General features: G+C 69.7%; 27 protein-coding genes. 14 read left to right on the top strand and 13 right to left on the bottom strand.

The window, feature by feature from the left end; translation table 11 throughout:
• Positions 1–9: 9 nt before the first annotated feature.
• Positions 10–504 carry a phosphoribosyltransferase gene (locus ACFXHA_RS02725; RefSeq protein WP_379352279.1) on the top strand — a complete coding sequence of 165 codons (495 nt, stop codon included), beginning with the start codon at positions 10–12 and terminating at the stop codon, positions 502–504.
• 74 nt (positions 505–578) lie between these two features.
• Here the strand turns inward: ACFXHA_RS02725 and ACFXHA_RS02730 are convergent, their stop codons facing one another.
• Positions 579–1,070, bottom strand: coding sequence for a peptidylprolyl isomerase (locus ACFXHA_RS02730; RefSeq protein WP_379352280.1), 492 nt, complete (start codon positions 1,068–1,070; stop codon positions 579–581).
• A gap of 212 nt (positions 1,071–1,282) precedes the next feature.
• The gene (locus tag ACFXHA_RS02735; protein WP_379352281.1) at positions 1,283–1,669 is read right to left on the bottom strand and encodes a VOC family protein; all 387 of its coding nucleotides are present in this window, start codon (positions 1,667–1,669) and stop codon (positions 1,283–1,285) included.
• Between the two features lie 205 nt (positions 1,670–1,874).
• On the opposite strand from ACFXHA_RS02735, the gene ACFXHA_RS02740 reads away from it, so the two are divergent.
• Entirely contained in the window at positions 1,875–3,419 is a 1,545-nt protein-coding gene (locus ACFXHA_RS02740) for an alkaline phosphatase family protein (protein WP_379352282.1), read from the top strand.
• Between the two features lie 39 nt (positions 3,420–3,458).
• Here the strand turns inward: ACFXHA_RS02740 and ACFXHA_RS02745 are convergent, their stop codons facing one another.
• Positions 3,459–5,129, bottom strand: coding sequence for an alpha/beta hydrolase (locus tag ACFXHA_RS02745; RefSeq protein WP_379352283.1), 1,671 nt, complete (start codon positions 5,127–5,129; stop codon positions 3,459–3,461).
• A gap of 178 nt (positions 5,130–5,307) precedes the next feature.
• On the opposite strand from ACFXHA_RS02745, the gene ACFXHA_RS02750 reads away from it, so the two are divergent.
• A complete protein-coding gene (locus ACFXHA_RS02750; protein ID WP_379352284.1) occupies positions 5,308–5,730 on the top strand; it encodes a hypothetical protein in 423 nt (140 codons plus the stop codon).
• Here ACFXHA_RS02750 and ACFXHA_RS02755 read toward each other — a convergent pair whose 3' ends face one another.
• Positions 5,731–6,582, bottom strand: coding sequence for a fructosamine kinase family protein (locus ACFXHA_RS02755; RefSeq protein WP_379352285.1), 852 nt, complete (start codon positions 6,580–6,582; stop codon positions 5,731–5,733). It abuts the gene before it with no gap.
• Between the two features lie 41 nt (positions 6,583–6,623).
• Positions 6,624–7,421, bottom strand: a complete 798-nt coding sequence (locus ACFXHA_RS02760) for a helix-turn-helix domain-containing protein (protein WP_379352286.1) — start codon at positions 7,419–7,421, stop codon at positions 6,624–6,626.
• Between the two features lie 120 nt (positions 7,422–7,541).
• Between ACFXHA_RS02760 and ACFXHA_RS02765 the strand changes: the two genes are divergently transcribed.
• The gene (locus ACFXHA_RS02765) at positions 7,542–8,327 is read left to right on the top strand and encodes a DeoR/GlpR family DNA-binding transcription regulator (RefSeq protein ID WP_379352287.1); all 786 of its coding nucleotides are present in this window, start codon (positions 7,542–7,544) and stop codon (positions 8,325–8,327) included.
• A 37-nt stretch (positions 8,328–8,364) separates the two neighbouring features.
• Positions 8,365–8,745 carry a hypothetical protein gene (locus ACFXHA_RS02770; RefSeq protein ID WP_379352288.1) on the top strand — a complete coding sequence of 127 codons (381 nt, stop codon included), beginning with the start codon at positions 8,365–8,367 and terminating at the stop codon, positions 8,743–8,745.
• Between the two features lie 97 nt (positions 8,746–8,842).
• Here ACFXHA_RS02770 and ACFXHA_RS02775 read toward each other — a convergent pair whose 3' ends face one another.
• Positions 8,843–9,703 (bottom strand): NAD(P)H-binding protein, encoded by an 861-nt coding sequence (locus tag ACFXHA_RS02775; protein ID WP_379352289.1) that lies wholly within the window; start codon positions 9,701–9,703, stop codon positions 8,843–8,845.
• A gap of 63 nt (positions 9,704–9,766) precedes the next feature.
• The gene (locus tag ACFXHA_RS02780; RefSeq protein ID WP_379352290.1) at positions 9,767–11,734 is read right to left on the bottom strand and encodes a CocE/NonD family hydrolase; all 1,968 of its coding nucleotides are present in this window, start codon (positions 11,732–11,734) and stop codon (positions 9,767–9,769) included.
• Positions 11,735–11,967: 233 nt separating this feature from the next.
• Between ACFXHA_RS02780 and ACFXHA_RS02785 the strand changes: the two genes are divergently transcribed.
• Positions 11,968–12,804 carry an SDR family NAD(P)-dependent oxidoreductase gene (locus tag ACFXHA_RS02785; protein ID WP_379352291.1) on the top strand — a complete coding sequence of 279 codons (837 nt, stop codon included), beginning with the start codon at positions 11,968–11,970 and terminating at the stop codon, positions 12,802–12,804.
• A gap of 153 nt (positions 12,805–12,957) precedes the next feature.
• Here the strand turns inward: ACFXHA_RS02785 and ACFXHA_RS02790 are convergent, their stop codons facing one another.
• Positions 12,958–13,515 (bottom strand): sugar O-acetyltransferase, encoded by a 558-nt coding sequence (locus ACFXHA_RS02790; protein WP_379352292.1) that lies wholly within the window; start codon positions 13,513–13,515, stop codon positions 12,958–12,960.
• Positions 13,516–13,618: 103 nt separating this feature from the next.
• Between ACFXHA_RS02790 and ACFXHA_RS02795 the strand changes: the two genes are divergently transcribed.
• A complete protein-coding gene (locus ACFXHA_RS02795) occupies positions 13,619–14,518 on the top strand; it encodes a TIGR03619 family F420-dependent LLM class oxidoreductase (protein ID WP_379352293.1) in 900 nt (299 codons plus the stop codon).
• A gap of 193 nt (positions 14,519–14,711) precedes the next feature.
• Complete coding sequence (locus ACFXHA_RS02800; RefSeq protein WP_379352294.1) at positions 14,712–15,923, top strand: hypothetical protein; 1,212 nt, start codon at positions 14,712–14,714, stop codon at positions 15,921–15,923.
• Between the two features lie 7 nt (positions 15,924–15,930).
• On the opposite strand, the gene ACFXHA_RS02805 is transcribed toward ACFXHA_RS02800, so the two are convergent.
• The 3 genes from ACFXHA_RS02805 to ACFXHA_RS02815 form a co-directional block, all read right to left on the bottom strand.
• Complete coding sequence (locus tag ACFXHA_RS02805; protein ID WP_379352295.1) at positions 15,931–17,943, bottom strand: DUF4153 domain-containing protein; 2,013 nt, start codon at positions 17,941–17,943, stop codon at positions 15,931–15,933.
• A 73-nt stretch (positions 17,944–18,016) separates the two neighbouring features.
• Positions 18,017–19,003 carry an ATP-binding protein gene (locus ACFXHA_RS02810; protein WP_379353423.1) on the bottom strand — a complete coding sequence of 329 codons (987 nt, stop codon included), beginning with the start codon at positions 19,001–19,003 and terminating at the stop codon, positions 18,017–18,019.
• An 83-nt stretch (positions 19,004–19,086) separates the two neighbouring features.
• Positions 19,087–19,773 (bottom strand): response regulator, encoded by a 687-nt coding sequence (locus ACFXHA_RS02815; RefSeq protein ID WP_379352296.1) that lies wholly within the window; start codon positions 19,771–19,773, stop codon positions 19,087–19,089.
• A 141-nt stretch (positions 19,774–19,914) separates the two neighbouring features.
• On the opposite strand from ACFXHA_RS02815, the gene ACFXHA_RS02820 reads away from it, so the two are divergent.
• From ACFXHA_RS02820 to ACFXHA_RS02835, 4 genes are all read left to right on the top strand, one after another.
• Positions 19,915–20,466 (top strand): hypothetical protein, encoded by a 552-nt coding sequence (locus tag ACFXHA_RS02820; RefSeq protein WP_379352297.1) that lies wholly within the window; start codon positions 19,915–19,917, stop codon positions 20,464–20,466.
• 125 nt (positions 20,467–20,591) lie between these two features.
• Positions 20,592–21,152, top strand: coding sequence for a copper chaperone PCu(A)C (locus ACFXHA_RS02825; RefSeq protein WP_379353425.1), 561 nt, complete (start codon positions 20,592–20,594; stop codon positions 21,150–21,152).
• Entirely contained in the window at positions 21,145–22,374 is a 1,230-nt protein-coding gene (locus ACFXHA_RS02830) for a Dyp-type peroxidase (protein WP_379352298.1), read from the top strand. Before ACFXHA_RS02825 ends, ACFXHA_RS02830 begins: the two co-directional genes overlap by 8 nt.
• A 132-nt stretch (positions 22,375–22,506) precedes the next feature.
• Positions 22,507–22,842, top strand: a complete 336-nt coding sequence (locus tag ACFXHA_RS02835; RefSeq protein ID WP_379352299.1) for a YnfA family protein — start codon at positions 22,507–22,509, stop codon at positions 22,840–22,842.
• Between the two features lie 87 nt (positions 22,843–22,929).
• On the opposite strand, the gene ACFXHA_RS02840 is transcribed toward ACFXHA_RS02835, so the two are convergent.
• Positions 22,930–23,559, bottom strand: a complete 630-nt coding sequence (locus ACFXHA_RS02840; protein ID WP_379352300.1) for a TetR/AcrR family transcriptional regulator — start codon at positions 23,557–23,559, stop codon at positions 22,930–22,932.
• 139 nt (positions 23,560–23,698) lie between these two features.
• Between ACFXHA_RS02840 and ACFXHA_RS02845 the strand changes: the two genes are divergently transcribed.
• Together ACFXHA_RS02845 and ACFXHA_RS02850 are read left to right on the top strand one after the other, a co-directional pair.
• On the top strand, positions 23,699–25,276 hold the full coding sequence (locus ACFXHA_RS02845) for an MFS transporter (protein WP_379352301.1): 1,578 nt from the start codon (positions 23,699–23,701) through the stop codon (positions 25,274–25,276).
• The gene (locus tag ACFXHA_RS02850) at positions 25,273–25,959 is read left to right on the top strand and encodes an SGNH/GDSL hydrolase family protein (protein ID WP_379352302.1); all 687 of its coding nucleotides are present in this window, start codon (positions 25,273–25,275) and stop codon (positions 25,957–25,959) included. The genes ACFXHA_RS02845 and ACFXHA_RS02850 overlap by 4 nt, the downstream gene beginning before the upstream one ends.
• A 110-nt stretch (positions 25,960–26,069) precedes the next feature.
• Here ACFXHA_RS02850 and ACFXHA_RS02855 read toward each other — a convergent pair whose 3' ends face one another.
• Positions 26,070–26,420: a hypothetical protein gene (locus tag ACFXHA_RS02855; RefSeq protein WP_379352303.1), complete on the bottom strand. Its 351-nt coding sequence runs from the start codon at positions 26,418–26,420 to the stop codon at positions 26,070–26,072.
• Positions 26,421–26,435: the final 15 nt, after the last annotated feature.

Consider the following 26,435-nt stretch of genomic DNA (forward strand, 5'->3'; position numbering starts at 1 on the left):
GAGTCAGGCATGAGTGACCGCGAGGAACTGAGCTGGGAATTGTTCGGTGACGCCAGCCGCGATCTCGCCCAGGAGATCGCCGACGACGGCTTCGAACCCGACCTCATCCTCTCGATCGCCCGCGGCGGCCTCTTCGTGGCCGGAGCCCTCGGCTACGCCCTCGACGTCAAGAACCTGCACGTCATGAATGTGGAGTTCTATACCGGCGTCGATCAGCGCCTGGCCATGCCGGTCATGCTGCCGCCGGTGCCCAATGCCGTCGACCTCACCGGCGCGACCGTGCTCGTCGCCGACGATGTCGCCGACACCGGCAAGACCCTCAAGCTGGTGCGCGACTTCTGTTCCGCGCACGTCGCCGAGGTGCGCTGCGCGGTCATCTACCAGAAGCCGCACTCCGAGGTGGACTGCGAATACGTGTGGAAGCGCACCGACCAGTGGATCAACTTCCCCTGGTCGGTACTGCCGCCCGTGGTCACGCGTGAGGTCCGCGTCCTCGACGCCTGAAACGCCTTACGTAGCAACGACAACGGCCCGGAACCCCATGGTTCCGGGCCGTTCGTCCGCTAGGGCGAGGTGGTTCAGACCAGCTCGGCGGACAGGATGGTGATCGGCTCGACCGGCACGTCGCCGTGGCCGGCCTTGTTGGCGGTGCGCACGGCACCGATGGTGTCCACGACGGCCTCGCCGTCGACAACCTTGCCGAACACGGCGTAACCCCAGCCGTCCTGGCCCGGGTAGTTCAGGAAGTCATTGCCGCTGGTGTTGATGAAGAACTGCGCGCTGGCCGAATGCGGGGCCGAGGTACGCGCCATGGCGACGGTGTACTTGTCGTTCTTGAGGCCGTTGGCGGCCTCGTTCTCGACCTGGTTCGGGGCCGGCTTCTGCTTCATATCGGCGGTCATGCCGCCACCCTGGATCATGAAGTTCGGGATCACCCGGTGGAACACGGTGTCCGCGTAGTGGCCCGCCTTGACGTAGTCGACGAAGTTCGCGACGGTCTTGGGTGCCTTGGCCTCGTCAAGTTCCAGGGTGATGTCCCCGGCGGAGGTCTTCAGGAGCACTTTGGTCATGCGACCCATCGTATGGGAGCCCGCAATCCGACAACCCGGCGGCATCGAATAGCCGCTCCCCTCTTCGTGGTTGGTGGGTGATGTGTGAGGTAGTGAGGGTGCGCGTGATCGTGAGAGCCGGAGTCTTCCTCGAACGCAACAACATGCGTCGATGCGCATAGTTCCATTTCCTAATGTTCGGGATCGACATCCGGGCCGGATGTCGATCCCGCTCAGACCTCGTACAGCTCGATCGGCAGATCGTCGGGATCGGCGAAGAAGGCGAACCGCTTCCCCGTGTACTCGTCCACCCGAATCTCCTCCACCGCCACTCCCCTCCCCCGCAGCTCGGCCAGCGCCGCCTCCACGTCCGCGACAGCGAACGCCAGATGCCGCAGCCCGGCAGCCTCGGGTCGGGACGGTCGCGGCGGGGGCGACGGGAACGAGAACAGCTCCAGCTGTCCACCGTCCGGCAGCGCGAGATCCAGCTTGTACGAACGCCTTTCGGCCCGATAGTGCTCGGCGATCACCCGCAGCCCGAGCACCTCGGTGTAGAACTCCTTCGACCGCTCGTAGTCGGTGGCGATGATCGCGACGTGGTGAATCCGCTGCAACTGCACTCCCCCGACATTAGTGCAGGTCGAACGGGCCAGTTCTGGTCCAGACCGAATAGCCGTGCACCGACGGTCCACCTGGGTTAGAGGCCGGTGGCGGTCCGGAAAAGACCTGAGGAATTGACTACGCACGCCATTGTGCCCATTACCGGTCTAGACCACGATCACTCCCGACTGTCACAGACGGTCGGAGTCACGGAAAGGACTGTCCATGAATCGAATTCGCACTTTCGGGCGAATACAGCGCTCGCTGGCGATGGCGGCGGCGGGTATGTTCGTCGCGGCCTTGGCGACCGCGGTCGGGGCCGGGCCCGCGGGCGCGGCGACCAGCGCGAATCTGATCGTCGATCCGAGCGGTAACGATGTCGCGCAGTGTTCGCCCACCGGGCTGGACGCGATGACCGTGCCCGGTTGGGTCGTGCGCAACGGCTCTGCGGGCGTGGTGTGTTACGGCGCGGCGGGCGGCTATCCGACGCATTCCACGACCGGCGCGTCGGGCACCGATAAGGGTTTCTTCGAGGGCGGTGGCACCGGCGACTCGCAGCTCGAGCAGGATGTCGACGTGTCGGCGGTCGCATCCCAGATCGACGGCGGCAGTGTGCCTTTCACGCTGTCGGGCTGGCTGGGCGGGTACGCGTCGCAGAACGATCGGGTCGCGTTGAAGGCCACCTTCCGCAATGGCTCGGGCGCCGCGATCGGTACCGCGACGCAACTGGGCCCGGTCACCGCGTCCGATCGCGGTAACAACACCGAGTTCCTGCACAAGACCGGTACCGGCAAGCTGCCCGCCGGTACGCGGACGGTCGAGGTCGATCTGCTGTTCACCTACGCCGCGGGCGATTCGATCGACGGCTATGCCCATGATATTTCGCTGACCGTCGGCGCGAATCTCCCGACGCCGGCCCTGGTGGCGCCCGCCTCGCAGGTGCCCGGGTTCGATCACGTCTTCCTGGTGTACATGGAGAACGAGAACTACGAGAACATCATCGGCAATACCGCACAGGCTCCGTATATCAACGGTCTGCGCTCGCAAGCCACGACGCTGTCCGCTTCGTATGCGACCACTCATCCCAGTGACCCGAACTATGTGGCCTTCGGCGCGGGTGCGCTCTACGGGCTGACCGGTAACAGCATTCTGACCACGACCATCGATGCTCCGCATGTCGGAAACCGGGTCGAGGATGCGGGTAAGAGCTGGAAGGCGTACGTGGAGAACCAGAGTGGCAACTGCGATACGACCGCGCACGGGCACTATTACCCGGACGATGTGCCGTTTTGGTACTTCAAGAACATGAAGACGAATCCGTCGTATTGCCAGGCGCATTGGCAGCCGCTCCCGCAGATGGTGTCCGATTTGAAGAGTGCGGCGACGACGCCGAATTTCGTCTGGTTCGCGGCCGACGGCTGCGATGACATGGAGGATTGCGGTATCGCCGCGGGCGACACGTGGTTGAAGAACACTTTGCCCGCGATCTTCAACTCGCCCGCTTGGACTCAGCAGCGTTCGCTGTTGATCCTGACTTTCGACGAGGGCGCGACGAAGGCGTACGGGCCGAACTACCCCAACCGTGTCCCGACGTTGTTGCTGGGCTCCACTGGCACGGTCAAGTCCAACTTCACGAGTAGTCAGCGCACCGATCAGTACGGCTTGCTCCGTATGACCGATCGCGCGCTCGGCCTGAAGCCGCTCACCGCCAACGACTCTTACGCACCGACGGTCAACGACGCCTGGGCCACCGTGCCGGGTACGCCGTAATCGTGGGCGGGTGGTTGCGCTGCTGTGGGCAGCCACCCGCTATTCGAAGGGGCCTTTGTTCTGCTTGCAGACGGTGTCCGGGGCCGGCAATGCGCCGTTGATGAGGTAGTCGGCGATGTGGGATTGGGCGCAGGCGCTGGGGTTGAGGAGTTCGGTGTGGCCGTAGCCGTCGACGGTGAGCAGGCGGGCGCCCGGGAGGGCGGCGGCCATGGCTTTGGAGCTGTCGTAGGCGGTGGCGGGGTCGAAGGTATTGCCTATCACCAGGACCGGGGTGGAGGCGGCGCGGTCCCATGGTCCGGTGTAGGTGTTGTCCTCGTGCACGGTCCAGCCGAGGCAAGTGGCGCCCCATGGCCAGGGGGTGTAGCCGGCGCGGGTGTAGGAGGTGTGCGCGCCGCGTAGGTAACCGTCGACGGTTGCGGGGCTGGGGCTTTCGCCGCAGATGACGGCGCGCTGGCGGCCGATGCTGGTGGTGTAGGTCGAGGCGGCGGCGGGCGGCGGTGTGGTGGCGCTCGCGCTGGGTGTGGTGGCCGACGGCGTGGGTGCCGTGGCTGACGGCGTAGGTGTTGTGGTGGGTGTGCTTGCCGGGGTGTTGGTTCCGCTGGCTTGCCAGGCTTGCTGGATCATGTCGCCGACGGCGGGCCAGCCGGGGAAGCGGCCGAAGCCTGGTAGTGGGGTGGTGAGGTAGAGGGCGCTCTGCGCGGAGGTGAGTAGTGCGAGGTTGTCGGCGGTGTCGCCGTCGAGGGTGATGGGGTGGGCGGCGGTGCGGCGCATGAGTTCGTCCCATTTCGCCTGGGTGGCTTCGGGATTCTCGGCGGCGAAGGCGCAGTGGGTGGTGCTCGCGAGGCCGCATTGGCGCAGGAATTCTTTGAAGGTGGCGGCCATGCCGAGGTCGGAGCGGGCGCGTAGGAAGGTGGTGAGGTCGGGGTCGGTGGTGTCGGTGGCCCAGGCGGTGGGGTCGATGGCGCCGTCGAGGACGGCGGCGCGGGTGTGGCCGGGGAACATTTGCAGGTAGGTGGCGCCGAGGAAGGTGCCGTAGGAGGTTCCGTAGTAGGAGAGTTCGTCGTCGCCGACGGCTTGCCGCAGCAGGTCGAGGTCGCGGGCGTTGTCGGCGGTGGAGACGTGGTTGGCGAGGTCGCCGGCGTGGGCGGTGCAGCGGGTGTTGAGGCGCTGCTGGAAGTCGACGAAGGCGCGCATCTGGTCGTCGGTGACGGGGAGGGCCTGTGGGGGTGCGCCGGTCATGAATTGTGTTTCGGCGGTGGCGGAGTCGAAGCATTGCAGGACGGGGGTGGTGCGTCCGCCCATGCCGCGGGGGTCCCAGCTGACGATGTCGAAGCGGCTCAGTACTTCGGCGGGGAAGCCGTTGATGGCGGCGGGCAGGTATTGGGTGCCCGCGTCGCTGGGGCCGCCGGGGTTCCAGAACAGGGTGCCGAGGCGTCGGCCGGTGTCGGTGGCGGGGTGCCGGATGACGGCGAGGTGGAAGTTGCCGCCGGCGGGGTTGCTGTAGTCGATGGGGACTTCGGCAGTGGCGCAGTCGAATCCCTGCGTGGTGGCGTTGCCGTCGGTGGCGGCCGGGCAGGCTTGCCAGGTGAGGGTGGGAACGGGGATGGCGGCGGGCGCGGTGTGGTCGCTGCCGCACGCGGCGACCACCGTCAGGCCGATGACGGCGAGGAGCGCGGGCAGGCCGTGTCGCCGCCGGACGGTGGAGGTCATGGTCGAACGGTAGTTCCACCGGGTGACCCAGCGCATCCGACGTTCGTCTGGTTCGCGGGTCGGGGTAGTCCCCCAGCCTCCCCGGCGTCGGGTAGTACCCGCACTAGGCTGATCGGGTCCACCGAATCCGGTGTTGGTCGGGCTTGCTCAGGCCCGGTGATGTTTGGGAGGGAACGACTTGTCCGAGCGTATTTTCCGTGCTCGCACGCGACTATGGCTGTTGCCGATCGCGCTGGCGGCGGTGGCCGCCGGTTCGATCGCGTGCAGCAGCACCACTGACGGCCACCCACAGGCGGCACCCGACACGGCGTCCCGTACGAGCACGCCGCGCAGCACCACCCTCGCTCCGACAACTACCGCACGGACAACGCCTCCCACCAGTTCGAGCGCCCCGGTCGCCCCGTACGCGGGCGATGCCGCGACCGTGACCTGTTCGCAGTACAAGGATTTCGACGAGTCCACGATGTCATCGGTCTTGAATTCCTTGGCCGCGACTTACGGCCCCGGCTGGAAGATCAACCCGTCCAACATCTTCATCGTCAAATCCCTGTGCAATATCTGGCCCGACAAGCTGGTGAAGGCGCTGATGTACGGCGGCTGATCAGCCCGCGAGTGCCGCGGCGGCGGCTGCGAGCAGCATGCCGCGGTAGGGGCCGCCGAAGAGGACGACGTGCACCAGCAGGGGGTGTAGTTGGTGCAGGGGGATGCGTTGTCGCCAGCCTGAGGCGAGGGGGGTGATCTCTTGGTAGGCGGCCAGAATGCGGTCGAGGTGGGGTGCGCCGAAGAGGGTGAGCATGGCGAGGTCGGTTTCGCGGTGGCCGCCGTGGGCGGCGGGGTCGATGAGCAGGGCGTGGTGGTCGGTCCAGAGGATGTTGCCGGACCAGAGGTCGCCGTGGAGGCGGGCAGGTGGTTCGGGTGGCCCGGCGAGGGTGTCGATGCGGTCGATGACGCGGTCGAGTAGCCGGATGCCGTCGGGGCCCAGTGTGGGTGCGGCAGCGGGTAGGTAGGGCGCGAGGCGGTGGTGGGCGTACCAAGTGGGCCAGTCCCCCGCGTTCGGGGTGTTGTCGAGGGGCAAGGTCGCGATGTGGCCGGGCCAGGGTGCGCCGTAGGTGCCGGGTCGGCTGGTGTGGAGGGTGGCGAGGTCGTGGCCGAGGCGTTCGGCGGCGGTGGGGGTGGCCGATTCGGTTGGCTGCCAGGGCAACACGAGCATGTGCGGGTCGGCGGCGAGCACGGGTGGGACGAGGTCGGGGTGTGCGGTGGCGAGCCAGCGCAGTCCGGCGGCTTCGGCGGTGAGGGCGCTGGAATGGTCGCCGTCCGTAAGGGCTTTAACGAACAGTTGGCGTCCGTCTGCGGTTTCGGCGCGGTGCAGGGTCCAGGCGTGGCTGTGGCCGAGGTGGTGCAGCCGGGTGATGGGTGTGCCGGTCAGTTGGGTGAGGTGCGCGGGCACGTCCATGGGCTCTCATTGTCCGGTACGAACCAGCCCGCGCGGACCGACTAGTCGGATGGGGCGGATTCGACCAATCGTTCCCGCAGGATCGCCGCGGTGGCGGCGTCGGCGGGGAGGAAGGCTTCGATGGCGAGTTCGGCGACGGTGACGTTCATGGGGGTGCCGAAAACGGTGGTGACGCTGAGGAAGACGAGTTCGTGGCCGTCGAGGCGCAGGCGCAGGGGGACGACGGCCTGGTCGGGTTCGGGGAGGCCGGGGGCTTCCTCGCCGCCGGGGTAGGCGCGCAGTTCGTGCAGCAGGGCGGTGAGTTCGGGGGCGCCGGTGACGTCGATCTGGCGTTGCAGGCGTTCGAAGAGGTGCCCGCGCCATTCGGCGAGGTTGACGATATGGGGTGCGAGGCCGTCGGGGTGCAGGGTCAGGCGCAGGGCGTTGACGGGTGGTGTCAGCAGGGCGGGGTCGATGTCGTGCAGGAACAGGGCGATGCCGGCGTTGGCGTCGACCATGGTCCAGGAGGCGTCGATGGCGAGGGCGGGATGGGGTTCGAGGCCGGTGAGGATGCCGCGCATCGCGTCACGGATGGCGGTCATGGCCGGGTTGTCGAGGGCGGGTTCGGCGTAGACGGGGGCGTAGCCGGCCGCGAGGAGCATGCGGTTGCGTTCGCGCAGCGGGATGTCGAGTTCGTCGGAGAGGTGCAGCAGCATGTGGCGGCTGGGGGTGGCACGGCCGGTTTCGATGAAGCTGAGGTGGCGGGTGGAGGTGTCGGCGCGTCCGGCGAGTTCGAGTTGGCTCAGTCGCCGGGTGGTGCGCCAGTGTCGGAGGAGGTCGCCTGCCGTGGGTGTCGCCATGTGCCGATCGTACGAATCGGGCAGTACTGCAAGCCATTACCTGCGGGGTAAATGACGGTACGACACCCTGTTACGAACTTCTCTCTGTTCATTCGAACATGAGGATGTTAGAACTGTGGGGTGGATGCCGCCGAACGCTTGGATGTGACACTGCGCCTGGTGCAGGGTGCCGACCGCGCCGCGGTGACGGAACTGGCCGCACGCCTGGGTGTTTCGGAGATGACGGTGCGCCGGGATCTCGACACGCTGGAGCGGCGCGGGCTGGTGCGCCGCGTGCACGGGGGTGCGGTCGCGACCCGGTCGCGCACCGGGGCAGGCGGTTTCGCCGATCGCGCGGACTGGTCGGCGGCGGTCAAGGACCGCCTCGGCGCGGCCGTCGCGGCGTTGATCGAACCGGGTTCACGAGTGCTGCTCGACGCCGGCACCACGACCGTCCATGTGGCCCGGGCGCTCACACAGCGGGTCCCGTTGTCGGTGACCGTGCTGAGTCTGCAGACGGCCGCATGCCTGGCCGATCAGCCGCAGATCGAACTGCTGATCGCCGGGGGCCGGGCGCGGCCGGGTGAACAATCCCTGGTCGGCCCGTTGGCTTTACGGACGCTCGAGGCGTTGGCGTTCGATGTGTTCGTGATGTCGATCGGCGGCGTGCACGGCGAGTACGGCTGGTCGGAGTTCTCCCTCGATGACGCCGCGGTCAAGCAGGCGGGCATCGCCCAGTCGGACCGGGTGCTCGCGGTCGCCGATGCCACCAAGCTCGGCGTGCGTGCCTTCAGCCAGGTCGCTTCGTTGGCGGCCGCCCACGAATTCGTGACCGACCGTTCGGCTTCCGACTCGGCGATCCATCCGGCCGGGCCACCCACCCTCGACGCCCTGCGCGAGGCAGGCGTCGTCGTGCATGCGGTGTGAACCGGATGCGCACTCACCCAGTACCGAAGGAGTTGCCATGTCCAATGCGCAGATGATCATGGTGGCGGGCCCGTACCGCTCGGGCACCGGCGATGATCCGGCCAAGCTGGCGGCGAATGTGGCCGCCATGAACGAGACCGCGCTGACCCTGTTCCGGGCCGGGCACCTGCCCGTCACCGGCGAAGCGCTCGCGCTGCCGCTGCTCGAGACCGCGGGCAGCACCCGGCACGGAGACCCGGTGTACGAGGAGATCTTTCACCCCATCGCCGAGCAGCTGCTCGCGCGCTGTGATGCCGTGCTGCGGATCGGCGGCCCCTCCGCGGGTGCCGACCAAATGGTCGCCTCAGCTCGTGCACAGGGTAAACGCGTCTATTCCAGCCTCGCCGAGGTTCCCACCCTCCACCGACCAGGCAGCTGAGCAAGGCCCCACAGCTAGCCGATACGTGGCACCTGAGTACCGCGCATAGCCGGGCGCCGCGATCAACCGGGCCGATCGCTGCTGCCCGGTCCCCTGTTCAGTGCACCGGCCGGTGGATGGCGAAGTCCGACAGGGTGATCGGCGGGTGTCCGCCGATCTTCTCGATCGCCGGGGTGACCTGGTAGAGCCCGGTGCCCTCACCGAGGACCCGGAAGATCTCCCACAGTTTCGACAGATGCTCGGCGGCATGGTCGCTGCCGTAGAACCGCACTGCCCACCGCTGCCAGGCATCCGGGTCATCGTCGCGGTAGGTGCGGCCCAGCAGCCGCGCGGCGGTGCCGATGGACACCACGTCACCGGTCAGCAGCAGCACTGGATCGGCCTCGAGTTGCGGCTCGGTCAGCAGTGCGGCGGCCACACGCGCTACATCCGAGGCGGCGACCAGCGGCAGTTCGGTGCCGGCCGGGCCCATCGGCAGGTTCAGTGTCGCGCCGGTGGCTGCGATGCGGGCCAGGTTCTCGTGGAAGACGGCCGCGCGCAGGTGAATCGCGCCGATGCCCGCCCAGTTCAGGATCTGCTCGGCCACCCAGTGCTGACGCATGCGCGGGGTCAGCGCTTGCGGTCCGGCGGCGAGCTGCGAGACCGCCACGACGCGTTCGACCTCGGTCTCGCGGGCGGCGACGGCGAACGCACCGGCCGCGTCGAGCAGGCCGTCGAGGACCGGGTAGGTGAAGTAGGCGCTGCGCGCCCCCGCCATGGCCGCCCGCAGCACCGCGAGGTCACGCACATCGCCGACGATCACGTCCGCGCCGAGGGCACGCAGCACGGTGGCACGGACGTCGTCGGTGTGGACAAAAGCGCGCACAGGGATGCCGCGGCCGAGCAATTGTGCGGTGAGGTGCCGGCCGGTGGATCCATCACGCCCCCCGGCGGCACCGGTGACCAGGACCGGCTCCATGAATCCACGGTACGGGTTGTGACCTTGCGCCACAGCGTGTTCACCGCCGGTGGCGGGTTCCGGCTACGAGGCGTCGGGTTCGCGCTGGGACGCGTCGGGCACCACCGCGCCGAGGGGCACCGCGAGGAAGCCGAGATGCCCGGGCTGCTCGGGATCCAGGACGATGTGCTGGTCGGCGATGCGGCGGGTGACGGTCGGGGTCAGGAAGTAGCGCGGCCAGCTGGTGCGGGCGACCGCGACGCGCAACCGGTGGCCGCTGCGCAGGATCGCCTCGGTCGGGGTGAGGTCGATGTCGAGGTCGTGCGGCACACCGGGTTTCACCGGCAGCACCGACTCGGCGGTGAGCGGGTGCGCGGGAGCGAGCAATGCACCGTCGTGGTAACCGCTGGCCGCCTCGTCCAGGGCGCGACGGGTCGAGCGCAGCGCACCCCGGGCCAGCACGGTGGAGGTGCCGTCGGGGCCGACATCGGTGACGGTCACCGCCCAGAAGGCTTCCGTTCCCGCGGCACTGGCGCGCAGGTGCAGATTGATCGGTCCCGAGATCAGCAGATCGTGCTCGAGGACATCGCCGGTGAAGGTGACCGCGGCCGCCTCGTGGGCGCGGTCGTCGATCGACCAGTCCCGCCCCAGCAGCGTGGGCAATCCCATCAGCAGCCAGGTGCTGGTTTGCGAGGCGATGCCGGGACGCTTGCGCGGCAACCGGATTCGCGCCGGATGCCGGTCGGGCCGCGGCCGCAGCGAACCGTCGCAGGCGGCGTGCGGGGCCGCGCCGCTGGGTTGCCGCGACAGATACCAGCGGTGTGCGCGGGCGGCCGGATGCGGGAACTGCGCGCGGCTGACCCAGCCGCCGCCGAGCTGGCGCACGGTGACCGGACCGTAGGCGTCGATCCCGTTGTCGATGCCCTTGACCCAGCGATCGAAGAACGCGCACTGCAACTCGTCGAGGCGTTGCGGATGATCGGCGGTGCCGAAGCCGGTGCCCGGACCGACGTGATAGCTGTCCTCCACCACGAGTTGCGCTGCGCCACCGGGCAATCGCAGCCGCTGATGCAGGCCGGTGGTGGAGCGGGAGAAGACGTCGTGCCAGCCCGCGTGGATCCAGGTCGCGGCGGTGACATCCTCGAGGCGTGGACAGCGGGCGCGCGCGTCCTCGCCGTAGAAGTGCTCCGGGTGCTGCTCGTCGACCATGACGGCGGCCATATCGGTGAACCGGGTGAACGGGCTGGCGAGGCGGTCACGCAGATAACGCGTCGCGGCACCGGATTTCAGCAGTCCCGGAATCGAGGGCAGCCATTTGCCGCCGTTGACCGCGGCCAGCCAGGCCAGGGTGAAGGTGGATTGGCTGCCGCCGGTGAGGATCAGATCGCGGGTGGGATCCTCCGAACCGACCAGGGCGAACACCGCTTTGAGGCCCTCGGGGCGATGACCGGCGGTCTGCAGGGCGGTCATCGCGAGGTAGGAGATGCCGGTCATGGCGAGATCCCCGTTGCACCACGGCTGTTCACGCACCCACGCCAGCACCTCGAGATGATCGCGCTGTTCACGCGCGGACATGAGCTCGAGACGTCCCGTGGAGGTGCCGGTGCCGCGCACATCCACCGCGACATGGACGTAGCCGCGGGCGATCAGAGTCCGGTTGGCGCGCACCGCTTCCAGCGCGCCGCCGCCGAGCGCACGCACCATCTCCCGGCCACCCGCGCGACCGTGCGCCGAGGGTGCGATGAAGCGATAGACCAGCGGTCCGGCGGCGGTGACGGCGTCGATGAGCGGGTTGGCGCGCGTCATCAGCGTCTTGTTGTAGGGGGTGAGGGTGATGACGGCGGGCAGCGCCTCGGTGACCGGCCGGCCGCGCCGATCGGCGGGGCGGGTGATGTCCGCGGACAGAATGGTGCCGTCGCTCAACCGGATTCCGACACCGCGATGCAGGTGCACGCGCGGATGGCGGGCGGGTCCGAGGTCGAAGCGCGCAGTGGGCGGCAGTCCGGGCGCGGAAGGTGCGGGCAGGGTGGAGAGTTCGTGCGGGTGCGCCATGATCGGCTCCTTTGCCGGGGACTGCCCGCCACCACGCGGGCGTCTGTCTCAGACGGTACGGGCCGGAGGGTGTGCTGTCACTCGGTATTCCGCACGAATTCACCGGTTCGGGTTCGTGCACCGCGACAGCTGTCACAGTTGTTGCGCGACAGTGTCTCTCACGAGATCAGCATCACGATCGAATGACCCGGGTGCCGCGACAGCACCGCCGGGGTGTGGCAGGCTGGCCGGGCATGAAGACCATGCTGATCACGGGAGCCACCTCCGGAATCGGACTGGCCGCCGCGCACCAGCTCGCCGCCGCGGGACACCATCTGCTCCTCGTCGGCCGCGATCACGAAAAGCTCGCCGCCGCCACCACTTCCGTGCGCGCCGTCGCAACCGCCGACATCGACGCGCTGCCGTGCGATCTGTCGCATCTCGACGAGGTCCGCGCGCTCGCCGACACGGTGCGCGCCCGCTACGACCGCCTCGACGTGCTGGCCAACAATGCGGGCGGCTTCTTCTACCACCGCACCGAAACCCCCGACGGGCTCGAGGCCACCTTCGCCGTCAACCACCTCGCCGGATTCCTGCTCACCGAACTACTGCTGGACCTGTTGCGCGACAGTGCCCCCGCCCGCATCCTGTTCACCTCCTCGACCATGCACCACGGCGCGAGCCTGCACCTCGACGACCCGCAACTGCGCCACGGCTACACCGGCGCGGGCGCCTACGGGCGCGCCAAACTCGCCAACATCCTCTACGTACGCGACCTGGCGCGACGGCTGAGCGGAACCCGGGTCAGCGCCAACGCCTTCCACCCCGGCGTCGTCGCCACCGGCATCTGGGATTCCGCGCCCTGGTTCGCCCGCCCCGCCCTCGCCGTCGGCAAACGCCTGCTCATGAGCACCCCCGAACAAGGCGGCCGAACCCTCACCTACCTCGCCGCCGACCCGGACGTCGCCGCCGTCTCCGGCTGCTACTTCCAACGCAACCGCGTCACCGCCCCCACCCCCGCTGCCCAGGACGACGCGGCGGCCACCCGCCTGCACCGCGTGTGCGCCGAACTCGTCGGGCTGCCCGAATAGCCGCGGCCGGTTCCGCCGCAAACGACGCATCCGGGACGGAAGCCGATACCGCGCCGGCAATGGTTCGACGCCAGCGCTGCCCCTTCGGTGGCCTCGGTGCGGGGGCCGGGGCAGGCGCGCGGCCGGACTCTCCCCACGCTCGGCCCCGCCCGGTCACAGGGTGCGGATGACGCGGGCGGGATTGCCTGCGGCGAACACCTTCTCGGGCAGGTCCCGGGTGACGACACTGCCCGCACCGACCACCGTGTGCGCGCCGATCGTCACCCCCGGGCAGACGATCACCCCGCCACCGAGCCACACATTGTCACCGATCGTGATGGGGGCGGCGGTCTCCCAGCGTTCGCGGCGCAGCTCGTGGTCGGTCATCGGGTGCAGGGCGGTCAGCAGCTGGGCGCGCGGGCCGATGGAGACATCGTCGCCGATGGTCACCGGGGCACAATCCATCACGATAGCGTCATAGTTCAGAAAACTGTTGCGGCCCAACCGGATCAGATACCCGTAGTCGCATTGGAACCGCGGCATGATCCACGACCCCTCGCCGATCTCCCCGAGCAACTCCTCGAGAATCGCGCGCCGCTGCTCGTCCTCCCCGGCGCGGGTCGCGTTGAACGAGTCCAGCAGGCGCCCGCAGTGCAGGCGTTCGGCGACCAGCTCGGGGTCATTGTCGCGGTAGAGCTCTCCGGCGAGCATGCGTTGCTTGTGTTCTCCCACCGGCCGATCCTGCCAAAGCCGCCCGCGCCGAATCCGGCCGGGACCGCGCGCTGCTCACCTGCCGGAACAATCGCCGTCGAGACCTTCTGGTAGGACGGGAAGGGTGAAAATCGGGTTCTCGCTTCCGCAGTACGGTCCGCAGGCTCGTGAAGGTGCGCGGATCGCGCACTACGCCGCCACCCTCGAACAGGCCGGGGCCGACAGCCTCTGGGTAGGTGAACGGCTACTCGCGGCCACCAATCCCAGCGTCGGATACGCCGGAAAAGACACCATTCCCGACGAATTCAACTCGGTGCTCGATCCGTTCCTGCTGCTGGGGATCGCGGCCGCGGTGACCGAGCGGGTGCAACTGGGCACCAATGTGCTCATCGCGCCACTGCACCGGCCCGCACACCTGGCACGCGCGCTGACCACCCTCGACGTGGTCAGCGAAGGGCGGCTGATTCCCGGATTCGGGATCGGCTGGTCCCCGGAGGAGTACGCGGCCGCAGGCATCCCGTTCACCCAGCGCGGGGCACGCCTGGACGAGACCCTCGATGCGCTGCAAGCCATCTGGACCACCGACCCCGCCGGATACACCGGACGATTCGTGCACGTGCCCGAACACCGCAGCGAACTGCAGCCCGTACAGCGGCCGCACCCGCCGTTCTACCTGGGCGCCTTCAGCCCGGCCGGACTCGCGCGCATCGGCCGCCGCGGCGACGGCTGGCTGCCCGTGGTCCCGGTGCCCGGCCCGCCCGGCTGGGGCAAGCAACTGCTGAGCCTGCGCGCGATCATCGACGAAGCCGCCGTGGCCGCCGGACGCGACCCACAGGCCATCGACACCGTGCTGCGGGTCAACGTGGCCGCGGGCACCGACCTCGAACTCATCGCCACCACCATCGAAACCGTCGCCGCCGACACCGGATTCGACGACTTCTTCATCGACCTGCTCTACGTCACCGACACCGTCGACGCCACCCTCGACACCGCTCTGCGGCTGCTCGAGCGCCTGCGCGGCTGAACCACCGACCCATCCGGGCAAATCCGACACGAGCTCCGCGCCGGAGCCGGGCCGGTGCGCCCGCCGAGGTCACGGAGCCGGGTGAGCGCGCCGCGCCGCCACCGGGCATACTCGATCCCGTTGTGCCGCAGGGCCGCCCGGATGATCCGTCCGGGACACCGGCCCGCGGAGGTATCGAAGGGAGTCCGGGCCGGTGGGGTTGCGGAATCCGGTCGCGTTGGCCGGAGTCGTCGGAGTCGGAATACCGGTCCTGGCGGCGGGGGTGGTCGCGGCGCTCACCATCAAACCCGGTGACAGCGGCCCGGACTCGGGCAGCGCCTCGCAGTCGGCTCCCGCCACCACGTCACAGGCGGCTGCCGGGGCCACCGCCACGCCCGCGCCGCCAACCCCGGCGGCTATCGCTGCCTCACCGGACCCGGTCGGCTTCCAACCCGAAGCCCCCTCCTTCGTCTCCAGCACCGAAGCTTGGCTCCTGGGCCACTCCTACCCGTGCGCGGCCCCGTCCTGCCTGCAGTTGCGCCACACCACCGACGGCGGCGCGACGTGGCAGCCCGCACCACTGCCCACGCCCTTGCGCGACGCCGGAACGAAGGAGGCATGGCTGCGCTACACCGATTCCCGCAACGGCTGGATCCGGGCGAACAACGCACTGTTCGCCACCCACGACGGCGGCACCACCTGGAAGCCGGTCGACCCCGGTATCGCCGGCGACTGGTCGGTGACATGGACCGACGACACCGTGTACCTCACCACCGTCGACACCGGCGATGTCGCCCTCTACAGCAGCCCCCTCGACCACGAATCCTGGACCGCGACCGCCGAAGTCCCCGTCAGCTACGGCGGCGGCCCCAAGCCGATGCCCGGCCTCACCGTGGTCGGTTCGCGGGCCTGGCTGGTCGTCTACAACCGCACCGAATCCGGATCCCGCCTCGTCGACGGCGTCTGGAGCGCTTGGAAACTGCCGTGCGGCGGCAACGGCCCCGCCGACTGGACGGCACTGTCGGAGCGGCGACTGTTCGCCCTGTGCGGCAACCCCGGCCCCGACTCCGAGGATCCCGCGACCACTCGGCTGCTGACCTCCACCGACGGCGGCGCGACCTTCACCGAAATCAGCCAGCTCGCACCGGAACTCACCGCCGGCGCCACGCTCACGGCCATCGACGCCACCCATCTGATCGTGAGCCTCCGCAACCGGCTGCTGCTCTCGGTCGACGGCGGCGCCACCTGGAACACCACCTACACCGCCCCGGCCAAGGGCTGGGAGCTGCACGGCGCCCACTTCACCACCGACACCACCGGATTCGCGATCATCAGCAAGCCCGGCGCCAGCACCCACGAGGCGACCCAGATGCTCACCACCCAGGACGGCGGCCACACGTGGACCCCCGTCCCGTTCGCCCCCTGACACCGGCTCAGCGACCGGCCGTGGCGCGCGCGTAATTCCAGCCCTGCCACGGATCGTCCGACAGGCGGGCACGGATGACATCGGCGATGGCGGCGCGCTGCGGGGCGGGCAGGCGACCGGCGGCGGGGAGCACATCGGCCGACAGGGTGCCCAGGTAATCGGTGTCGAGGTTCTTACCCGACTGCCAGCGGTCGATATTGCGGTCGGCGACAAAGCCTTCCGGGTTCAGCACCGCCAAACCCAGCAGTGTCACCGCCGCCGCACCGACGGCTGCGCGCGGCACCCAGCCGCGCCGCAAACGCACCAGGCTCGCCAGCACCAGCACGTAGACCAGTGCGATCCAGCCTTCGAACACCTCCACCAGCAACCGCATCACCGTGAACCCGTACGCCTGCTGATAGAGCCACATGCGGTGCAGCGCAGAGGCCACGATCACCAGCGTCAGCCCGCACACCAGCGCCACCGCGATCCGCAGCCAGCGACGTTCGCCTCGGGAGCTCTGCTGCGCGAACCGCAGTACCGCTCCGATCACCGCCAGCGTCAACATGCTCACGATCGACAACTGCCAGAATCCGCCGCGCGCATACTCCGCATACGTGAGCCCCGCCGTGCGCTGCACATACCCGTCCCCACCGAACAACACCGCGATCTGGGTGCCGACGAACGCCGCGAACACCACACACAACGCACCCACCGGAATACCCCACTCCACCGGCGAGAACCGGCGAATCCCCATCCACCCCAACGGATCCGACCCCGCGTAGAAGTCCTCGGCCTCGTCATCCGCCGAGTCCTCGTATCCGCTCTCGTCGCCCACCCGGCCGTCGTCCTGCCGAGTGGCGTCGTGCACGCGGGCGTCCTCGTGTCTCGGCGGCGGCCCGGCCAGCAGGTACAGCATCCCGGCCGTTCCCGCCGCGCCGATCACGAACACCACACCCCATCGGAGCACCGCGGGCACATCGATGTGCGGCAGCAGCCCGTCCACCAATCCCGCGAACACGGCATCGGCTCCCGACAGCAGCGGCACCATGATCAACAACAGGGCCGCCGCCACCGCCACCGACCACCACACCCGCTGCGAACCGCCACCCAGTCGCCCCCGGGTCCCTTGCACCGCTCGATACAGCCACGGCGGCGACATCACCGCCGCGAACGGCACCGCCAGCGCGTCGAACCACAGCCCGTGCACCGAACGCGGCACCACCGCCAGCGACCCGGCCACCGCCGCCCCGATCACACACAACGCGAACAGCCACGACGCATCGCGCACCACCCCCACACCCAGCAGACCCAAAGCCAGTACGGCCCACCCGATCCGCTCCCATCGCACCGGCCGCGAACCGGTGCGGTGCTCCTCGACGGCCGGCAACTCGGTCATGTTCGCACCCTGACCGGCAGTCGAACCCGTTGCGCTGGTAGCGATTTCGTTCGTGGTATCAGGACGATCCGACCCGGTAGCCCGGCGGCGAGCGGCACGATCGACCGCATAGACGGCACCCGTGATCGTCAGCCCAGCCAGCAGCCAGCCCACGCCCGGTCGGTCGACCGGCACCAGCACCGCCGCCGCCAACCCGGTGCCGACGGTCGCGGCGAGCAGCCCGCCCGGCAACGACACCAGCTCCGAGCGCGGAATGCGCGACGGGCGAGGCGAGATCGGGTAGGGCGCGGCAGCCGCAGGCCGCCTCGCCGACCGCCCGGCGGGGTACGCGGTGTAGGAGGTCTGCCGGGGACCCGCCGACGACGAGCCGGGACGGGCCCCGGTGTTCGCGGGTGCGGGCTCCCCGCTCGCTCGACCGATATCGACCGGGCCGAGCAGGTGCGCCGGATCGACATCGCCGCCGAGTGGGTCCGCCGAATCGGCAACGCCGCCGAGCTGGCCGGACGAATCGGCAACGCCGCCGAGTGGGTCCGCCGGATCGGCGACGACTTCGGATGTCGCGGTGGCACTTTCGGGTGCGACGGCAGGCTGTTCGACTCCCGGGTCAGGGAATTCGGACTGTACGTCGGGGTTTTCGGGCATGGCGGAGCCTCCGATGGGTGTGCGGGACCGTCCCGGGAGCGCGGGGCGCGCCGGGTGACGGGTGGGGTGAGAGTCAGGAAGTGGGGAGGGTGACGCGGATGCGGGAGCCCGGGTCGGCGACGGCGATGGTGCCGCCGTGCAGGTCGACGATCCAGCGGGCGATGGCCAGGCCCAGGCCGGTACCGCCGCCGCTGGCCCGGCCGCCGCGGGTGAAACGTTCGAAGACGCGGGCACGTTCGGCGACCGGGATGCCGGGACCGTCGTCGGCGACCTCGAGCACGGTGTGGCCGCGTCCGGCGTGCGCGTAGAGCCGGACCTCGCCGTGGGCGGGCCCGTGCCGGGTCGCGTTGTCCAGCAGGTTGAGCAGTACCTGGTGCAGGCGGGCGCGGTCGGCGTGCACGGTCAGGCCGGGGGTGGCGAGCACGAGGGTGAAGCGGACCGGGCGGTCGATCGCGGCGGCCATCACTTCCGCCTCGGCGACCACCTCCTTCAGCAGCGGCGCCACCGGGATCGTCTCCCGATCCAGCGACACCGCACCGGCTTCCACACTCGACAAGGCGAGCAGTTCCGACACCAGCGCGCTGAGCCGTTCGGTTTGTGCGAGCGCGGTGCGCAGGGTGGCCGGGTCGGGCTGGGCGACCCCGTCGACCAGGTTCTCGAGCACCGCCCCCAATGCGGTGATGGGCGTGCGCAATTCGTGCGACACGTTGGCGATGAACTCGCGCCGCTGCTGATCGGCCGCGGCGAGGTCGGCGGCCATCTGGTTGAATGCCTCCGCCAGCTGCCCCACCTCGTCGCGGGAGGTGGCGCGCACCCGGCGCGAATAGTCGCCCTGCGCCATGCCTTTGGCCGCCGCGGTCATCTCCCGCAACGGCAACGTCATCCCGTGCGCGAGCACCTGCGAGAGCACCAACGCCAGCACCGTGGCCGCCAACGTCGTCTTCTGCGGCAGCCACCCGATCTGCCAGGCGAAGAACCCGAACGCCACCGCACCCGACCCCACCAGCAGGATGGCCAGCTTCAGCTTGATCCACGGCACCCGGTCCAACGGCCGCGGCATCCGCGCCGCCACCCGATTCCCGGCCACGCGCAGCACCGCCCCGACACTCCTGGCGTCCGCGGCCCGCGCGGTGTCTTCGGCACTCATCGCGCCTCCAGCGCGTAGCCGACCCCGTGCACGGTGCGGATCAGGTCGGCGCCGAGCTTGCGGCGCAGTGCCTTGATGTGCGAGTCGACCGCGCGGGTGCCCGACGCATCGGCCCAGCCCCAGATCTCGCTGAGTAGTCGTTCGCGCGCCAGCACCGTGCGCGGACGCCGTGCCAGGTGCACCAGCAGCTCGAATTCCAGTGGGGTGAGCTGTGTTTCGGCCTCGGCGCGCCACACCCGACGCTGATCGGTGTCGATGCGCAGATCACCGACGACCAGCGTGGCCCCGGGCGCGGCACTGCGTTCGACCCGCCGCAGCAGGGCATGCACGCGGGCGGTGAGCACTCGCATGGAGAACGGTTTGGTCAGATAGTCGTCCGCGCCGACCCCGAGCCCGACCAGCATGTCGGTCTCGTCGGTGCGGGCGGTGAGCATGAGCACCGGCACCGGGCGGCGCGCCTGGATGCGCCGGCACACCTCGAGGCCGTCGTAGCCGGGCAGCATCACATCCAGTACCACCAGATCCGGGTCGCCGGCCGCCTCGGCCTCGACCGCGGCGGGCCCGTCGTGCGCGAGGTCGACCGCGTAGCCCTCCGCGCGCAGCCGGGCGGCAATGGATTCGGCGATGGTCGGCTCATCCTCGACCACCAGGATCCGGCGCGGACTCCTCGGACTGGTTTCCATGCCGCTGACACTAGGCAACCGCCGTGGAGATGGTTCGCGCCGAATGTGAAGATTCCGTGGAGAGGCCGGTCGGTCACCGCATCGCAGCCGGTCATACCACCTGGAAACATCCTCTCCGACACGACGTCGTAGCATGTCCCGGTGCGCTCACCGACCGATCACACCGCACGCCTGCGCGGCGCCGCGGTCGGCGCGGCCTCGGGCGCGGTGGCGATCCTCGCGCACGGACTCGGCGGTGGCGCGAGCACACCGGACTCGTCGGCGCTGACACTGCTGCTGGCGGCGTGCACACTCATCGGGGTCGTGGTGGCCTCGCTGCGTCCCCGCTACGGGATCGCCGGGACGATGGCGTTGCTCGCCGTCGGCCAGTCGGTCGGGCACGGCGCGCTGTCGATGGCGCCCGGCCACCACCATCACCTGGCCTCGCCGTCGATGCTGGCCGCGCACCTGATCGCGATCCCGGTGGGCGCGTTGGCCATTCGCGCCGCCGAGGCGGGCATGCGCCGGGCAGTCACCAGTGTGCGGCGATTCATCCTCACGCTCGTCTCCGCTCTCGTCCCTCCCGCCACCTGTCCGCGCGCACGCGCTGGGGACGATCGGGCCGAAGCACGACGCCTGCTGGTCAGTCCCGCCATCGGCCGCCGCGGTCCACCGGGACCCGGCGCCTCGCATTTCTTCTTCGCTCCGGCCTGACACCGCGGCACCGCACGACCCTCGATGCGGTCGATCGCCACGCACGACAGTGCGCTGCGCACACCAGGTTTCGCCGTACACCGGATGCTCCCCTCACCGACAGATGGAGACCTCCCATGTCCCAGATGCCCCGCTGCCACACCTTCCGCCTGCGCACCGGCGGATTCGCCCGCCGTCTCGGCGCGGCCGCCGCCATCGCCACGCTCGCGCTGCTGCCGGTCGCCTGCTCCAACTCCCAGACCGCCTCCGACGGCTCGACCAAGGCCGCCGACGCGCTCAGCATCTCCGATCAGTGGATCAAGGCCGCCGACAGCGGCATGTCCGCCGCCTTCGGCACCCTCACCAACAATTCCGACAAGCCGATCAACCTGGTGGCCGCCACCAGCCCCGCCTCGGCGACCGTCGAGATCCACGAGACCGCCCCCGACGGCGCGGGCGAGAAGACCATGCGTCCCAAGCCCGGTGGCCTGGTCATCCCCGCGCACGGCAAGGCGATCTTGCAGCCCGGCGGCGACCACCTCATGTTCATGGGTCTGAAGGCGCCGCTGCGCACCGGCGCGGAAACCCCGCTCACCCTGACCTTCTCCGACGGTTCCACCACCACCGTCACCGCGCAGGTGCGTGACTTCGCCGGCGGCAAGGAGAACTATCAGCCCTCCGGCGACAACGCCACCCACGGTGGCTGACCCGCGCACACCGCACCCGGCCCTGTCCCGGCGGCGACTGCTGGGCGGCTCGGCCGTCGTGGCGGGCGCGGCCGGGGCCGCCGGGCTCGGCTGGGGTGCGGCCACCGCGAGTCACCGCACCCACGACCACGATCCGGGCCTGGACACCGTCGACTTCTACGGCGCGCATCAGGCCGGTATCGCCACCGAGCCGCCCCTGCATGCGGCGTTCGTCGGCTACGACCTGGCAGCGGGGACCGGCCGCGACGATATCATCGGGCTGCTCAAGATCTGGACCGACGACGCGCTGCGCATCACCCGCGGCGCGCCCGCGCTCGCCGACACCGAACCGGAACTGGCCGCGCGCCCGGCCCGGCTCACCGTCACCGTCGGGTTCGGGCCGCGCCTGTTCACCGTCGCCGGGCTCGAGGATCACCGCCCGCACTGGCTGAAACCGTTGCCGCCGTTCAGCATCGACAAACTCGATGCCGCCTGGTGCGACGGGGACCTGGTGGTGCAGGTCTGCGCCGACGAGGCCACCACGGTCGCGCACGCGGTGCGGGTGCTGTCCAAGCATGTGAAATCGCTGGTCTCGGTGCGATGGGTGCAGCGCGGATTCCGCAATGCCGCACGTGGGCAGACCATGCGCAATCTCATGGGCTCGGTCGACGGGACCGTCAACATCGCCCCCGGCACAGCGGATTTCGATCGCCTGGTGTGGGACGACGGGGCCGCGCGGCCGTGGCTGGCCGGCGGCACCTCGATGGTGTTGCGGCGCATCGCCATGAACCTCGAGACCTGGGACGAACTCGACGCCGACGGGCGCGCCATCACCGTCGGACGCACCGTGGCCGAGGGCGCACCGCTCTCGGGCACACGGGAATTCGACGAACCCGACTTCGCGGCCGTCGACCGGTACGGCATCCCGAAGATCCCGCCGTCCTCCCACATCGCCCGCGCGCATCACGCGCACGACGGGGAGCGGTTCCTGCGCCGCGGCTACAACTACGACGACGCGCCCGCGCCCGGGCACGTCTCCAACTCGGGTTTGCTGTTCGCGTCGTTCCAGCGCGACATCGACGCCCAATACCTGCCCGTGCAGCAGCGTTTGGCCGAATTCGACGCACTCAACCAGTGGACGATTCCGGTCGGTTCGGCCGTGTTCGCGATACCGCCCGGGGTGCCCGGGCCCGGCGGCTACCTCGGTCAGCAACTCTTCGAGGACGCTACGGCGCAACGCTGAGGGCGACCGGTCGGACCGCGTACCCGGGGGACGGTCCGACCGGCACCGGGACGAAGTCCGGCCGGACTTATCGGCCGACATTCCGGGACGGCGGGCAGGCGCGAGGCCGCGGCGGACCCTAGGGTGTCGATCATGACCGTCCTGCGATCGATCCTGCTGTTCGGGCTCGCGGCCGTCGCCGAAATCGGTGGGGCATGGCTGATCTGGCAAGGGGTGCGCGAGCACCGCGGCTGGGCGTGGATGGGGGCCGGGGTAGTCGCGCTCGGGTTCTACGGATTCGTCGCCACCCTGCAACCCGACGCCCACTTCGGGCGGATCCTCGCCGCCTACGGTGGCGTGTTCGTGGCCGGATCCCTGCTGTGGGCAATGGTTTTCGACGGATTCCGGCCCGACCGCTGGGATGTCACCGGGGCACTGGTGTGCCTGGCCGGGGTCGCATTGATCATGTACGCGCCACGCCCGGCGTAGGACACGCTGGTGGATTGCTCCACGTGAAACCGACTGTGACCGAACTGCATTCACGCACTCGATGCAGACTTGCAGTACCGGAACCGGTCAGTCCCGGGTACCGAGTAGCCCGTCGATGAGGGTGCGCGAGAGCGGCAGCGCCGTCTCATCACCCATGCGCGTGGCGGTATTGGCGGCACTGACGATGGCGTCGAGCTGGAATGCCACCGCGTGCGGATCCAGACCCGCCAGATAGCCCTGCTCCTGGGCGCGGCCGATCTCCTTCTCCAGCACTGCGAACCAGTCGTCACGGTCGGCGGCGAGCGCGTCACGCACCGGGCCGGGGCGGCTGTCGAATTCGGGGATGCTCTGGCCACGGAAGCAACCGCCCGGCAGCGTCGGCCCATCGATGTAGGCGAACCAGTTCTCGACGATCGCCCGTAACCGCGCCATCCCGCGCTCCCGGCTGTAGGCCGGGCGGATCACCAGTTCGATGAACTGCTCTCGCGCCGACTGCACGGCCGCGAGCTGCAGCTTCTCCTTGGTCCCGAACAAGGTCGCCACGCCGGACTTGCTGACACCCAGATCCCCCGCGAGCCGCGCCAGACTCAACCCGGTCAGCCCTTCCACCGAGGCCACCTCGGCCGCGCGGCGGGCGATGCTCGCCCGGGCACGCGCGCCCTTGAGGAGCCGCTGATCGGAAATCTCCTGCTCGGCAGGCTGCACGGATTCGTCCACCTCTCCATCTTGGCACCAACGGTTGCATAAACGCACGATCGGTCGTACTTTTCAACAATACGAACGATCGTGCGTACAGTTTGATTCCGCTCAACCAACCCACCGAGATCCGTCATCCCGTCCCGCAGAGAGCACCTCGATGACCGAGACCATCCACCCCCGGCCCACCCCACCCGATCCCGACCCACCGACCACCCCATCGCCCCCGGCTCCCCGATCCCTCACAAGCGAAGCCCCGTCGACAGAACCCGCTTCGACCGAAGTCCGGTCCTCCGCCGCCACGCCCACCAGCGCCGCCGGGCCGACCATCGCGGTGGCCGAAGAAGCGCCGACCACCGTTGCGCAGGCGGCCTCCTCCGCGTCCGCACGCCTGGCCCTGGTCGTCGCCTCGGGCGCGGCGTTCATGTCGTTCCTCGATCTGTCGGTGGTGAACATCGCCTTCCCGGCGATCACCCGTGACTTCCCGGCGACTGCGCCGACCACCCTCACCTGGATCGTCAGCGGCTATGCCGTCGCGTTCGCCGCGCTACTCACCCCGGCCGGGCAGTTGGCCGACGCGCTCGGGCGTGGGCGGTTATTCCTCAGCGCCCTGGCCGGATTCGCGCTCACCTCACTGTTGTGCGCGCTCGCTCCGGGCGCGGACTGGCTCATCGCCGGGCGCTTCCTCCAAGGCGCGACGGCCGCGTTCCTCATCCCCGCAGGGCTGGGCTTGGTCCTGAGTGTCACTGCGCCGCAACGCATCGGGGTCGCCATGGCCGCGTGGACCGCGGCGGGCGGGTTCGCCGCCACGGTCGGCCCGGCCGTCGGTGGGGCGCTCGTCGATTGGTTCGGGTGGCGTTCGGTGTTCGTCATCAATGCGCCGATCGCCGTCGTGCTCATCGTGGCCGGATCGCGCATGGCGCGCGGCGATCAGCGGCAGCCGCACGGGCTGCCCGACCTGCTCGGGACCGCCGCCACCGGAGTGGGGATCGGCGCGGTCGTCGCCGGGGTGACCCAGGGCCAGCAGTGGGGCTGGGGCGATTGGCGCACGCTGATCTGTGGACTGGGCGGGCTCGCGCTGCTGGGCCTGGCGTTGTGGCGGTCGCGGTGGCATCCGCGTCCGGCGATCGCGGTCTCGTTGTGGCGCAGCCGGTCCTACGCGCAGGTCAATGCCGTCGCGTTCGTGTTCGGCGCGACCATGTTCGCCTGGCTGCTGGCGGGGCCGTTGTGGCTCGACACCATGTGGCACTACTCGGTGCTGAAATCGGCCGGCGCGATGACCGTCGGCGCGATCGCCTCGATGGTCACCGCGGTCGCGGCCGGGCGTGCACCCGTGGGCCGGCAGCGGTGGCTGGGCGTGCTGGGCGCGGTCATGTTCGCCGCCTCCACCCTCTATATGAGCACCGGGGTCTGGGATGGCACGCCTGCGCTCTGGAAGGCGTGGATTCCGGCCGGGATCCTCGGCGGCGGCGGGATCGGCTTGCTGATCACCGTGCTGGGCACCACCGCTGCCAGATCGCTGCCGCCGCAACGGTTCGCGGCCGGGGTCGGCATGAATCTGACCGCCCGGCAGTCCGGGGGCGCGCTCGGGGTGGCGGTCTTGGCCGCCGTGTTCGCCGCCCACCCCACCCAGCCGCTGACCGCCTTCCACACCTTGTTCGCCGTGTGCGCGGCCATCGCGGTCACCGCGGCCGTGCTCGCCGCCCTGCCCACCCGCACCCAGGAGACTCCCGCATGAGCGAGCGCATCGAATCCACCGATCCCTTCACCCTGTCCGACGCGGCCGCGACCGCGCTGCTGCGTGACGTGCCCTGGCGGCGGTTCGCGGTCATCGGCGACTCCACGGCCGCGGGCACCGGCGACCCGTGGCCCGGCTACGAAAACGTGCCGTGGGCAGACCGATTGGCGCGCTGGCTGCTGGCCGCCCACCCTCGCACCGACTACCTCAACACCGGTGTCGAGGGCGCGGTCCTCGCCGAGGTCATCGGCGGGCAACTCCCGGCGCTGCAAGCGTTTCGCCCGGACCTGGTTCACATCACCTGCGGCGGCAACGACCTGTTCCTGCGCGACGCCACCCTCGCCGAGGTGGAAACCGCCCTCGACGACCTGTGCACGCGCGTGGCCGCGACAGGTGCGCGACTGTCCCTGTTCACCCTCGCCGACGCCTTCACCGGCCGCATGGCCCCGCTGCGTCCCCGCTTCGCCGGATTCGCCGAGTCGGTGCGCCGGGTCGCGCACCGCCACGACGCCGTCCTCACCGAATTCTGGGACCACCCGGCCCGCTTGCGCGCCGACTGGCTCTCCGCCGACCGCATCCACGTGACCATGGCCGGGCATGCCGTGGTCGCGGCCGAACTCGCCAAGAATTTCGCCCGCCACACCGCCCGCGAACTCCCGCCCGAACTCGCCCACCACGGCTGACCCCGGATACGACAAATGCCGCACCCGGTGCCATCAAGCACCCGGTGCGGCATCGTGTTTCGACTACGGGCCGCGCTATCGCGTTGCCGCACGCCCGCTTTCGGGCGCGCTCACTTCCACAAAGCGGCGATCAGGACGTTCAGGATGGCCAGCCCGCCCGCGGCGTCGGTCATCCACGCCACCTCCTTGCCGCGCTTGGCGTCCGCGCGCCCCATTTCGGCGAACGCCGCGACCAGCACGGCCACCACCAGTTTGACGATCATCTTCGCCATGTCCGGGTGCTTGTCCAGCGAATGAATCGACTCGGCCATCCCCAGCAGCACCACACCGGTCACGATCTGGGCGCGCGCACCCCACACCATCAGTTCCGACACTCGCGGCCGGGAGGCGACGTATCCGCCGACCACCGCCGCCATTCCGAGCAGGTGCGCCGTCACCACGAGGTTGTAGACGAAGGTCATGACTGGACACGGTAA

The organism is Nocardia sp. NPDC059240 (genome assembly GCF_042753865.1).
Classification (GTDB): domain Bacteria; phylum Actinomycetota; class Actinomycetes; order Mycobacteriales; family Mycobacteriaceae; genus Nocardia.